We start from the raw sequence: 12,614 nt of genomic DNA on the forward strand, positions 1-12,614 counted from the left end.
GAAACAGCCGGCTTAACAAGATAAGCCGGCTGTAATCTTTTGTTGAATTCCAATCCCTTAGTTTTTATACACTCTCACATAATCCACTTCCATCGTTCCTTTGGTGAAAGCCGGGTCAATAGCGCCACCAAAAGTTCCGCCTATGGCGAAATTGAGCAGGACAAAGAAATTATGGTTGAAAGGCAGGCCGGCAGCGTTATTAAAAGTGAAATAGAGTTTGTCGTCCACATACCAACGGAGTTGTTTGGGCGACCAGTCCAGCGTATACTTATGGAATGCGCCGGTTTCATTGGCTACCATGGTGGTGCCGCCGTCGGCATTACCACCCGCATGGTCCGGGTGATGTACCGTACCATATATTTTCTGTGGCTCATTGCCTTTGTGCTCCATGATATCTATTTCACCGCAGGCAGGCCATCCGGCAGTGGCGATATTGCTGCCCAGCATCCAGATGGCGGGCCAGGTACCGCTGCCTACGGGCAATTTGGCGCTTACTTCCACGCGGCCGTAGGTAAAGTCAAATTTGCCTTTGGTCAGCAGGCGGGCAGACGTGTAGTCTTTGCCGTTATAATTTTCCTTCTGTGCGGTGATTTTCAACGTGCCGTTGGATATCTGCGCATTCTGCGGGCGATCGGTATAGTACTGTGCTTCTGCATTCCCCCAGCCGTTATCGCCGTTGCCGATATCGTATCCCCATTTTTTCGGGTCTGGTACTCCGTCCTGGTTAAACTCGTCGGACCACAGCAGGGCGGTAGACACAGGGACGGCTACAGACACTGATTTGGCAATAGTAAGTCCATCTGCGCTTTTGGCGGTGACCTGTACCGTGTAGTTGTTGGTACCGGGCGTGTTATAGGTATAACTCGTACTGCCGTTGGCGGTAGTTCTGATATAGCCGTTGCCGAAGTCATAGTCATAACTCACCGCATGCTCGGCTGTTGCAGTGAAGATAACCGTTCCGCTGCTGTCGGTGCTCACGGTAGTATTCACTACCAGGTTCAGCGGCGCCACTTTTTCCGCCGGCTTGTTGTCGTTTGATTTGCCACAGCTGCTCAGGGCCACGAGCAGCGCCATCATCATTCCTGTTACATGTTTCATAAGCTATTGTATTGCGATTAGTTTAACATACCATGCTCCGGGGTCCTGGACGCAACGTAACGTCATGTGGGTGTCTGTTCTTTCCAGTACCTGGTATTTGTGTACTCCCAGGTATAAACCGAGGTGACCTTTTACCGGGAAGGTGATAAATTCTTCGGTGGCGTTGCCATCGTATCCGAATGTTTCCGTATAGTCGGCAGCTTTAGGGCCGGCAAGGGTATAGTCCCCGCTGCCTGTCAGTGTTGGGTCGAAGTCTTTGAGATATTCTTTTTTGCCAAACAGGTCGTTGTGGGTGGTGTGGGTGAACACGTTGCCGTTGACGTTAAAAGTGTAGATGTCATCATAGATGCCAAGGCCATCTTTTTCATTGGGAGCAGCAGCCCACCAAGCCGGTGTGAATACATCTGCGGAAGACACGCCGAGATGGCCGGAGACGTCTTTGTCTACCCGCCATTTTTTGGTGCCGTTGTTGGTCAACATGCTGACCAGTTCCGGATTAGGCGTAAAGGCGCGATATATCTCCACTTCCACCGTATTGGTGCTGGTGATGCCAGCTTTGCCGGAGGCATACACGGTGATGGTGAATTTTTTAATGCCGGTGTGTTTGTACGTGTACGTGTATGCGTTCACGGTACTGGTCTTAGGTGTTTGCCCGTCGCCGAAATCCACTTTGTAGTTATAGGCGTGCCCGGAGTTGATGCTCAGCTGTATGGTGCCGGAGCCGTCGCCATTGGGATGGGTAGCGTCTTTCCCGTTAATGGTGAGCGTGAGCACAGGTGTGCCCGGGGTGGTGAGGTCGCCGAATTTATAGTCGTCTTTGTTGCAGCTGCCGGCGAGCAGCAGCACGGCAACGAAGAGGAACGTTTGTTTTATATACTGGATCATACGTGGTGCGCAATTAGTTGGTTAATACGATGTCATCGAAGAGGATGGTGTAGTTCTGGCTGCCATCGCCCTGTGTGCCATTATCCAGGAAGAACAGGATGTTTTGTAGTTTCTTGCTGTTATCCATGATTTTACCGCTGAAGTCGAAGGTGAGTTCTTCCCAGGTATTGGCTTGTGTGGTAACGGCTTCTGTGTTTTCCATGAAGGAGTTGTCGCCGGTCCTTTCCAGTTGCAGCAAAATGCGCAGGCCGGGCCGCCAGGAGTATACTTTCACTTTGAACTTTTTGGTGGTGGTGAAGTCCATCGGGCTGCTCATCACGATATAATTGCCGGCCCAGGTCTGGTCTTTTGTTTTGATGATTTTGCCTACTGTGGCGCTGGTGTTGATACCGCCTGCATAGGGGTTGGGGATGACTGAGGTGACACTGCCACCGAAATCGCCCCATGCGTAGCTGACATCCGGTTGTTCAAATGTCATGGGCAGGGTGAGCGCATTGTAGATCGTCACTTCTTTGGTAGCAGCGGTGACGGCGGCGCCTCCGCTAAGGGCTTCCACCTTCACCTGGTACTTACCGGCTTTGGCATAGGTATGTGTAACACTGGCACCTTCAGCGATCAATACGGGTACTTCATTGGCCGCATCGCCGAAGTACACTTTGTATCCTCCGGTCGCGTACAACGCTTTAGCCGACACTGTAAGATCATGCAAGCTGGCGTTGGCCGTGATGGTCAGGCTTTCAGGTGCCCGGAATGTTACAACAAGTTGTTTGGTGGCCTCTGCTTTCTGGCCAGTGATGCCGCTGGCGACCACTTTCACCGGATAGGTACCTTCCTTATAGATGTGGGTGGTATTTTGTCCGGGAAGCACGCGTACCGGGTCGGTGGTGGCATCTCCAAAATAAATATCGTAGGCGGTAGCCCCGGCGCTGTTGGGCGTTATGGTGACAAGGCCGGAGTTATCATCTGTTATTTTAAAATTGATGGCTTCGCCGGTAGGGGCGGTACCTGTTTTCAGGAAGTCCGTATCGTCGAAGGTGTCTTTGTTGCAACTACTGCCCAGGGCTATGAGCAGCAGGAGCGGTATATATGAAAGTTTGTTCATGCTGTTGGATTTTGGTGGTTAATAACCCGGATTTTGTTGGAGCTGGGAGATTTCTATTTCCCGCTGTGGAATAGGGAATAATTCATTTTTACCTGCTTTGAAACCGGTAATAACGGTGGCGGCGCGGCCGGTGCGTACCAGGTCAAAGAAACGATCGCCTTCCATGGCCAGTTCCAGCCGGCGTTCATCCCAGATAGCCTGCCTGAGCGCTGTTCCGGAAGCGGTAACATCATGCAGGTTATCGCGGAAAGCACGGCGGCGTACTTTGTTGAGGTAATCGCGGGCTTTGGCATCGTTGGGCGTAGCGGCGCGGTTGTTAGCCTCTGCGGCCAGCAACAGCACTTCTGCAAAACGGATGGTGCGGTAGTTATTAAGATAATTGAGCTCTGTCTGACCGGAAGTTTCTCCTTTACGCGGCAGGTATTTCTGGTTATACAGACCGGTGTTTTTGTAAGGGGCAGCCTGATAGGTGATGGTGAATTCCGGATGTGCTGTTTTGTAAGCTTCTATGTCCAGCACCGTCGTTTCTTTCCGTTGATCACCTGCGGCATAGGCTTTGGCGAGTTCCTGCGTGGGCAGGTTGGTGCTCCATCCTGGTGCATAAGGGCTGCTGCCGGTAAGCCCGCGGATGCCGCATTGTTGCACGGCATAGTTGCCCTGGCCGCGGGTAGCAGCGCCCCAGTTCCAGTAAGGAAAGAGATTGGAATACTGGATTTCAAATACAGACTCAGAACCGTTTTCGCCCGATTGTACGAAGATGTCGGCAAAATTAGGCGCCAGTATAAAGGGGCCGTTGGCGACATTTTCCAGTATCGCAGCAGCCGCATCGAATTTGTTTTCGTAGATCAGCACTTTGCCCAGCAGCGCCTGTGCGGCGTATTTGGTAACGCGCCCTGCTTGCGGATTGGAATTGGGCAGTACGGCGATGGCAGCATTCAGGTCCTTCTCTATCTGTGCGTACACATCTGCTTTGGGCGATCTTTGCAGCTTCCTGGAATCGGAGAGATTTAACCGTCTTTCAAAAAACAGGGGCACATCCCCAAAAAATTTCACCAGTGTGAAATAGTAATACGCACGAAGGAAATATACTTCTCCATAGAGCGCTTCCTTACCAGTGAAATTAACACTGTTGCCGGAAATGTTTTTGTCTTTGTACTGGGTGAGATAATTGGCGCGGTTGATACCTTCATAGGCCGACTTCCAAATCTCTGTGAGGTAGTCGTTGGCCGGTGTATAGGTGTAGTCGTCGATCTGTTGCAGGCCCAGTACGTCGGAGGCGTTTTCACCACCGGTAACGGCGTTGTCGGATGCGATGTCCCCAATGGGAACGGCCTGGTTGAGCCATTGCAATGGGGAATACACACTTATCACCATCGTACTATAGTCATTGGATGACTGGAGGTAGTCTTTCTCTGTGACGAGAAAATCTTCATGCGCGTCATAGTCCACCCACTTCTTGCAGGAAGGGAGCAGTGCCAATGTAACGAGCAGTCCGGTTATATGCAGTAAGTTCTTCATGTTGTTAGTTTTTACAGTTTGAAATCAACGCCTACAGACCATGTTCTGGCTTGTGGGTATGCACCGCGGTCCACACCGGTGTTCATGATGAAACCGGATATTTCAGGATCGTAACCGGAGTATTTCGTGAAAGTGAAAGCATTTTTCACCTGTACGTATACATGTACCTGTGAGAAGCCTGCTCTCTGGAAGAAAGTGGTGGGCAGCGTATAGCCGAGCAGGATATTTTTGATTTTCACGAAAGAGCCGTCTTCCACATAGCGGTCGGATGCCCGGATATTGCTGTTGGCATCCGTGAAAGAGTAGCGCGGATGACGCGCGTCGTTGGTGCTGTTGGGGCCGGTCCACCTGTCCAGCACATCACGGAATTTGTTGGTATAGGTGGAGTTTCTTTCATAGGCACGATATACATCGTTGCCCACGGAAGCGTAGGTGAACACGTTGAGGTCAAACTTTTTATAGGAGAGGGACAGGTTCCATCCGAGTGTGAATTTCGGGAAGGGGTTGCCGATCTCGGTTTTGTCTTTATCGTTGATAACGCCGTCGCCGTTCACATCTACAAAGCGGATATCACCAGGCTGGGCGCCGTCCTGCCTGGGGGCTTTGGCGATTTCGTCGGTGGTCTGGAACAGGCCGGCAGTTTTGTAGCCGTAGAAGTAGCCAGGGGCTTTCCCTTTTTCAAAACGGGTCACATTCTGAGATACGCCATTGAAATAGTTGCCGCCCTGGATGAAGGCGGTGCCGTCTTCGTTGGTGGCTGTTACGATATTGCGGGCAGTCGTGAAAGCAACATTAGTATTCAGTTTCAGGTCACGAGTGATATTTTCATTATAACCTGCCGTCAGTTCCACACCGCTGCTGCGGGTAGAGCCGATATTGGATTCCGGTACCTGCGCGGTGCCGAGGTACAGTGATGGTTCGGATACGAACAACAGCCCTTTTACTTCTTTCCTGAAATAATCTGCTGACACAGAGAATTTGCTTTTATAGAAGGTGACGTCGAAGCCGGCGTTGAACTGTGCCTGTTTTTCCCAGGACATGCTGGGGTTGGCATAGGAGGCCACGGTGGAACCGGGGAGGAAGGTGTTGCCAAACGTATAGCCGTTGTTGTTACCATCGGAATAGTTGGGGCCACCGGTGACTATTTTAACGGGAGACGGTTTTACGTTCTCGTTACCAACCGTACCATAGCTGCCTCTGATTTTCAGGAAACTGATAAAATCTGACCGGAAGAAATCCTCCTGGGAGGCCACCCATCCGGCGGAGCCGGAGAAAAAGTTAGCATACGGGTTATTTAAACCGAAGGCGTAGGAACCATCCCTTCTGGCGGTAAAGGAAGCCAGGTATTTATCTTTATAGTCGTAGTTGATCCTGCCAAAGTAAGACAGGTTACGACGAAAGGAATAGTAATTGCTGTTCGTGCGTGCGTTGAGGTTAGGCGCCACATCGCCGCGCGGGTCACGTACTTGTGTGGCCACGCCGTTGATCACCGTATCGCGGAAATAGGTCACGCCGGCGGTATTGTTACCGGTAGCGGCGCTGAGATCTGCGAAGGCCCAGGAGTTGAAAGGTACGTCCTGTGCGGTGGCAGTGATGCCGTTGGCAGTGGTCTTATAGATGGCGCCACCGGCTACCACATCAAAGTGGTGATGTTGCTTCACATTAAAGGTATAGTTGGCGAAAGCCTCGGCAGTGAAACTGAAATTACCTTCTTTCGTTTGGGAAACGTTGTTATGTGAACTGGAGGAGATGCCGCCGAGGCCATTTTTAATGACAACGGGCGTACCATCGGCCATCATGGTGTTTTCCACATTGAGCGGGCCGTAGAATACCAGTGGCGTGAAGGTCTTGCTGGTATTATCCCAGTTGGTGTACCCGAAGCGGCCGGTCAGTTTCAGGTCTTTGATCACTTCGTATTGCAGTTCCGCTTTACCATACAGTTTATTGCCATTGTTTTGGTTGAAGGTATTTTCCAGTTTGGTGAGCGGGTTGAATATTTCTGAGAACAACAGGTTGCTGAAGCTGTATTTGCCCGCGGTATTAGGCACATCATTATATACAGGCACGGTAGGGTCGAAGTTAAGTGCGCTACCGATAATGGAGTTGAAAGAGTTTTCCTGTATGCCTTTGCTTTTGATGTTGACGAAGCTGGTATTCAGGATGAATTTCAGCTTGCGGGTGATATCTACGGAGACGTTAGCGGTAACGTTGATCCTTTTGAAATTGGATTTGCTGCCGCCGCCGGTGATACCGTCCTGTGCAAGGTAACCGGCAGACAGGAAATAGGTCATCCTGTCGCTGCCGCCACGGGAGCTGGCGTTGTAGCTCATGATGGGGGCGGAGTGGAAGATTTCTTTCTGCCAGTTGGTACCTGCGCCTAATTTGGTAAGGTCGGGGAAGATGATATTGCCGCCGGAGGCCACGCTGCCTTCATTAATAATAGCGCCATATTCAGCAGCGTTCAGTACCGGGATGGTTTTCAACACTTCCTGTACGCCGTAGTTGGCGTTGATGGTCAGGTCGGGCTTCTGGTTCTTTTTGCCGCCGCGGGTGGTGACCACGATTACGCCGTTGCCGCCTTTAACGCCATAGATAGCAGTGGTGGCAGCGTCTTTCAGTACGTTGATCGATTCGATGTCGGCGGCGTTGAGCGCGTTGAGGTCATCGAGGGATTGCATGGCGCCATCGATGATCACGAGGGGATCGGTGCCGGTATAGGAGGGGATGCCTCTTATCAGTACGGTGGGCTTGGCGCCGGGGGAGCCGCTCTGGATGACATTCACACCGGAGGCGCGGCCTTGGAGGGCTTCTTCCGGTCTTACCGGACGAAGCGCTGCAATGTCATTACCTTTTACAGTCGATACCGCGCCAGACACTTTAGTCACTTTCTGGGTGCCATAACCTACGACCAGCACTTCGTTCAGGTCACTGGGAGATGTCTGTAACCTGATGTGCAGCGGTGCAGCGGTGATAGTGACGTCCTGCTGTACAAATCCTACCGCTGATACGTGCAGGATTTTTTCGCCCTGCAGCACATTGATACGGAATGTGCCATCGGCATTGGCGGCTACCACCGTCTTGCTGTTGCGGGACACCACCGATGCCCCGGGGATGGCTTCCCCTTTTTCGTCTGTTACTTTGCCGGTAACGGGAATGTTTTGTGCCCATGACATATTGGCAAAAAACAACAGTACAGGCATCAGCATGCATGGAAGAAATTTTTTCATACGTGAGTCAGTTTTTACAGTTTCATACGGGAGGGTGTCCGGTGATGATGCTGATCTTTTCGTTCAATTTTTTTTGAAGATTCCGTTTTGATTTTAGTTGACAGGGATGTTGTTCCGGATGCAGTAAAATTACAGGATGCCCTTTTCAGCCCAAACAAAACTGGTACATCTCTACTACATCATAAATCATCAAAGAATTGATTATCAATAAATATTGACTACATCATTACTACATCATCTGAATTTTATATCTTCATTTTATGAGAATATGGTGTTTGCTTATCTTGATATACCTATGCTCGTTGACCTGTGCCGGACAAAACACTATAGGGTTACCACAGATCATCAATTACAGCAAGAGCGATTTCAAAGCAGGGACACAAACCTGGGATATCCGGCAAGACAGCAGAGGCATGATGTACTTCGCCAATAATGAAGGCATGCTGACCTATGACGGCAGTCACTGGAACGTATATCCGTTGCCCAACAAGACGATTGTGCGGGCATTGGCCATGGATAGCAACGACCGGGTATATGCCGGTGGCCAGGATGAGATAGGATATTTTGAAAGAGGGACTAACGGGGTGTTGACGTATACCTCTTTAAAAAAACTACTGCCAAAATCGCAGAACAGGTTCGCGGATATCTGGCGGATAGAGCTTTTTGGCGAGTCGGTTTTTTTCCAGGCATCGGACCGGCTCATGGAATTTCGTAACAACAGTATTAAAGTATATCCTACCACCAGCGAGTGGATGTATCTCCGGAAGGTGGGTAATAAACTATATGCACAGGACAAGGCTAATGGACTGCTGCAACTGGAGCGCCATGAATGGGTACCGCTCAATATCCGGCAGCCGTTGAACAATGTGCTGATATCCGGCATCATGGAGATGGGGCATGACAGCCTGTTGATCGCCACACAAACAGACGGGCTGTTTCTCATGGGGCCGGATGGTCATCTGCAAAAGCAGGACAGCCGTTTGCCAACAGGCGTTAATCTCTTTGTATGTACCCGTATCAATGCCAGCGAACTGGTAGCTGCTACCACGGCGGAAGGCTGCCTGGTAATGGACTTCGCCGGACGTATCGTGCAGAAAATTTCCCGGACAGAAGGGTTACAGAACAATAATGTGCTCAGCGTCTTCCTGGATAAAGACAATAACCTGTGGGCTGGATTAAATAACGGGATCAGTTTTATCGCTTACAATGCGGCCATTAAATATATCAGTCCCAGTAAGACCAACGAAGTATCCGGGTATTCCGCCCGGATTTTTAAAGGACAATTATATCTCGCCACTTCTGATGGAGCGTATTATGTACCGGTGCCGGGCAGTGGTGACCTGAGTTTTTCCAAAGGTGATTTTGCGCGCATGCCCGGTAGCCAGCATGAAGTATGGCGGTTCGATGAAGTGAATGGTCATTTGCTGATGGGGCAGCATATTGGTTGTTTTGAAGTAACGGACCATGTCAGTCAGCCATTGGCCTATGGCCCGGGTACCTGGCTGTTTAAGCCGATGACAGCGGTGTATCCATCCGCTGAAGTATTGGCCGGCACTTATGCAGGCGTACGGATGCTGGGTTATGAACATGGCCGTTTTGTGGACAGGGGCATGGTGCAGGGACTGCAGGAGTCCATCCGGTTTCTGGAGATAGACAACAATAATGTGATATGGGCGTCGCACCCGTACCGGGGCGTATACCAGCTGCAGTTGGCGGCTGACCGTAAAACGCTGACCGCTCATCTGTTTACCGATAGTGCGGGCCTGCCGTCCGCGTTGAACAATTTTGTGTTTAAGGTGAAGAACCGGGTGGTGTTTGGTACCGCGAAGGGGGTATACGAATTTGATGCCGCCGCGGGACGGTTTGTTCCTTCTGCTTTCCTGCAGCCTGTTTTCGGCACCATAGATATCCGTTATCTGAATGAAGATGCGGAGGGTAACCTTTGGTTCTGTAGCGGTAAAAAGATCGGAGTGGTGGATTTCCACCGGTCATCCGGCGGGCAACCTTTTACCATCACCTATATTCCTGAGTTGGATGGGAAGATATTGTTGGGGTTTGAGAACATCTATCCTTATAATAAAGAGAATATTTTCATCGGATCAGAGAAAGGCATGATCCACCTGAACTATGAGAAGTACGCCGGAAACCAGCAACAGGTGCGTATTATGATGGGGCAGGTGAGGGCATTGGGTAAATCGGACAGCCTGATTTTCGGGGGTTATTTTAACCGTACGGCAGCTGGTTATGTGCAGGAAGAGAAAGAGGCGCCGGCATTGCCCAAAAGTTATAACTCTTTTCATTTTGAGTACAGTTCCCCGGCTTATGGGTTGCAGAACAATATAGAATACAGCTATCAGCTGGAAGGGTATGATGGGCGCTGGTCTGCCTGGTCATCGAGGCCGGAAAAGGATTATACCAATCTGCCTGACGGGAAGTATGTTTTTAAAGTCAAGGCCAGGGATAACCTGGGACATGAGTCTGTAGAGTTACGCTATCAGTTTAGCGTGAAGCCGGCGTGGTATAAAACCGTGTGGGCGTACCTGTTATACAGCCTGTTGCTGGCGGGGTTGTTGTACCTGTTATACCGTTGGCAGGAGCGGAACCTGGCAGCGCAGCAGCGTAAGTTTGACGAAGAGCAGGCGAGGTTGAAATACATTCATCAGCTGGAGTTGGAGAAGAATGAAAAGGAGATCGTTGAATTGCAGAATGAGAAACTGGCCAATGAGATCCGTTTTAAGAACAATGCGCTGGCCGATGCGTCGTTGCATTTGGTGGAAAAAGGGGATGCGATGGTGAAGGTAAAGGATATACTGGCGAGTGTGTATAAGAAGAATGATAATAATCCGGAGATACGCAATGCTTTGCTGTTGTTGAATGATGTGGAAAAGAACAATGCCAACTGGGAGCAGTTTGCTTCTCACTTCGATGAGATCAACAATAATTTCCTGAAGAAGCTGAAGGACCGTTATCCGGTGCTGACCAATACCGATCTGAAGTTGTGTGCTTATTTGCAGTTGAAGCTGTCCAGCAAGGAGATAGCGCAGTTGATGGCGATATCTGTGCGTGGTGTGGAGATCAAGCGGTACCGGTTGCGTAAGAAGCTGAACCTGCCCACCGAGCAGCAAATGACTGATTTTTTTCATACCATTTAACCCATAAATGATATAAAGCAGGAGAGCGGGGCCAGTATGGCTTCCGCTCTTTGTTTTTTCGGGAAATGGCCCTTTTTTATCTTCCGTACCCTTTTTAATAAAACGTTTTACTTGCTTTTACGTTTTAGCTGACTTTTACGGACAGATTTTTGCTTTTTTCTGATACAGAATTAACATTTTCATAATAACTTTACGCATTTTTTTGATAATTATATCGAACTAATTAAAATTTTCATGGAAGTTCTTGTTTGGTTTTAGAAAGTTTGGCTATCTTGAACCGGAATTAAGTGATTAGCTGATTCGCTTGTTATAAAATCGAGACCAGACCAAATAATAGTATCAATCAAAATGGTGTCTGACCGCCAAGAGTTATTCAAGAAGACAATACTGAAACACCTTTACTTCAACAAGGAGTTGTCCTGTACCGATCTGACGCAATTGACCGGCAGGAGCCTTCCGCATACGACGAAAGCGCTGAACGAACTGGTGAAGGAAGGGTTAGTGATAGAGTCGGGGTATGCGATATCTACAGGGGGCCGTCGGCCGCAGGTATATTCTGTACGGCCGGACTATCTGTATATATTAACTGTGGCGATGGACCAGTTCATGACCAGTATTTGTATCCTGGATATGGGCAACCGGGTGATTGGTGAAGAACAGGTATTGGAGCTGTCACTATCAGCGCATCCTGACGGGATCTCCATCCTTGGGCAGGAGTTAAAAAGAGTAATAGAACAATCCGGTATACCGAAAGAAAAGTTTGCAGGCATTGGCATAGGCATGCCTGGTTTTGTGGACGTGACGAAGGGAGTTAACTATTCTTTCTTTGACATACCAGCGAAGAGTATTAATGAATATTTGGAGATGGTGACCGGAGTACCGGTAATCATTGACAATGATTCGAGCCTGATAGCGTTGGCTGAATGGAAACTGGGCGAAGCCCGTCAACGGCAGCACGCGCTGGTGATCAATATTGGCTGGGGCATTGGATTAGGGATGGTGTTGAACGGCAGTCTTTTCCGTGGTGAAAACGGATTTGCCGGTGAGTTCAGTCACATTCCTTTGTTCACCAACAATAAGATATGCAGTTGTGGGAAAATGGGTTGCCTGGAAACGGAGACCTCACTTTCCGTGATAGCAGAGAAAGCGATCGCCGGAATTCAGGCCGGAAGGACCACGGTGATGAAAGGATTGTCTATGGACAACAGGATTGCCACGTATCATCAAATTATGGACGCCGCTATCAAGGGCGACAAGTACGCAGTAGAATTATTATCAGAAGCAGGATATCATATCGGCAGGGGAATCGCTATACTGATTCACTTATTTAACCCCAAGCTGGTGATTTTGAGTGGGAGAGGCACAAAAGCCGGAAAGCTTTGGTTGGCGCCGGTGCAACACGCATTAAACGAGCATTGTATTCCGAAAATCGCTGAAAATGTAGAAATAAAAATTTCATCCCTGGGGTATGCTGCAGAAAGGTTGGGAGCAGCAGCACTCGTTATGGAAAATTTGGATAAGGGCCAACAAAGAGTATAATACAAAAAATTTGTAGCATCAATCAAGATAAACAGCACCGCCATGGCTGTACAGGGCTTCGTGTGCTGTAACTGTAACAGTAACGTGTCATCA

At 49.5% G+C, this 12,614-nt stretch carries 7 protein-coding genes; 2 read left to right on the forward strand and 5 right to left on the reverse strand.

Annotated elements, in window-relative coordinates:
* Window positions 1–57: 57 nt before the first annotated feature.
* The 5 genes from HHL17_RS08400 to HHL17_RS08420 are packed head-to-tail and all read right to left on the reverse strand — an operon-like array spanning window position 58 to window position 7,830.
* Window positions 58–1,098, reverse strand: coding sequence for a family 16 glycosylhydrolase (locus tag HHL17_RS08400; RefSeq protein ID WP_169224289.1), 1,041 nt, complete (start codon window positions 1,096–1,098; stop codon window positions 58–60).
* Window positions 1,099–1,101: 3 nt separating this feature from the next.
* Window positions 1,102–1,983, reverse strand: a complete 882-nt coding sequence (locus HHL17_RS08405; RefSeq protein WP_169224290.1) for a PKD domain-containing protein — start codon at window positions 1,981–1,983, stop codon at window positions 1,102–1,104.
* A 13-nt stretch (window positions 1,984–1,996) separates the two neighbouring features.
* The gene (locus tag HHL17_RS08410) at window positions 1,997–3,085 is read right to left on the reverse strand and encodes a PKD domain-containing protein (protein WP_169224291.1); all 1,089 of its coding nucleotides are present in this window, start codon (window positions 3,083–3,085) and stop codon (window positions 1,997–1,999) included.
* An 18-nt stretch (window positions 3,086–3,103) separates the two neighbouring features.
* Window positions 3,104–4,603, reverse strand: a complete 1,500-nt coding sequence (locus HHL17_RS08415) for a RagB/SusD family nutrient uptake outer membrane protein (protein ID WP_169224292.1) — start codon at window positions 4,601–4,603, stop codon at window positions 3,104–3,106.
* Between the two features lie 11 nt (window positions 4,604–4,614).
* The gene (locus HHL17_RS08420) at window positions 4,615–7,830 is read right to left on the reverse strand and encodes a SusC/RagA family TonB-linked outer membrane protein (RefSeq protein WP_169224293.1); all 3,216 of its coding nucleotides are present in this window, start codon (window positions 7,828–7,830) and stop codon (window positions 4,615–4,617) included.
* 284 nt (window positions 7,831–8,114) lie between these two features.
* On the opposite strand from HHL17_RS08420, the gene HHL17_RS08425 reads away from it, so the two are divergent.
* Together HHL17_RS08425 and HHL17_RS08430 are read left to right on the forward strand one after the other, a co-directional pair.
* A complete protein-coding gene (locus HHL17_RS08425; RefSeq protein ID WP_169224294.1) occupies window positions 8,115–10,982 on the forward strand; it encodes a triple tyrosine motif-containing protein in 2,868 nt (955 codons plus the stop codon).
* 348 nt (window positions 10,983–11,330) lie between these two features.
* Window positions 11,331–12,521, forward strand: a complete 1,191-nt coding sequence (locus HHL17_RS08430) for an ROK family transcriptional regulator (protein ID WP_169224295.1) — start codon at window positions 11,331–11,333, stop codon at window positions 12,519–12,521.
* The last annotated feature ends 93 nt before the right edge of the window (window positions 12,522–12,614 follow it).

It is taken from the genome of Chitinophaga fulva (assembly GCF_012927205.1).
GTDB lineage: Bacteria > Bacteroidota > Bacteroidia > Chitinophagales > Chitinophagaceae > Chitinophaga > Chitinophaga fulva.

Coding starts and splice junctions, on each gene's coding strand:
- HHL17_RS08415 (WP_169224292.1), bottom strand. CDS start 4,603: ATGAAGAACTTACTGCATATAACCGGACTGCTCGTTACATTGGCACTG.
- HHL17_RS08430 (WP_169224295.1), top strand. CDS start 11,331: ATGGTGTCTGACCGCCAAGAGTTATTCAAGAAGACAATACTGAAACAC.
- HHL17_RS08405 (WP_169224290.1), bottom strand. CDS start 1,983: ATGATCCAGTATATAAAACAAACGTTCCTCTTCGTTGCCGTGCTGCTG.
- HHL17_RS08410 (WP_169224291.1), bottom strand. CDS start 3,085: ATGAACAAACTTTCATATATACCGCTCCTGCTGCTCATAGCCCTGGGC.
- HHL17_RS08400 (WP_169224289.1), bottom strand. CDS start 1,098: ATGAAACATGTAACAGGAATGATGATGGCGCTGCTCGTGGCCCTGAGC.
- HHL17_RS08420 (WP_169224293.1), bottom strand. CDS start 7,830: ATGAAAAAATTTCTTCCATGCATGCTGATGCCTGTACTGTTGTTTTTT.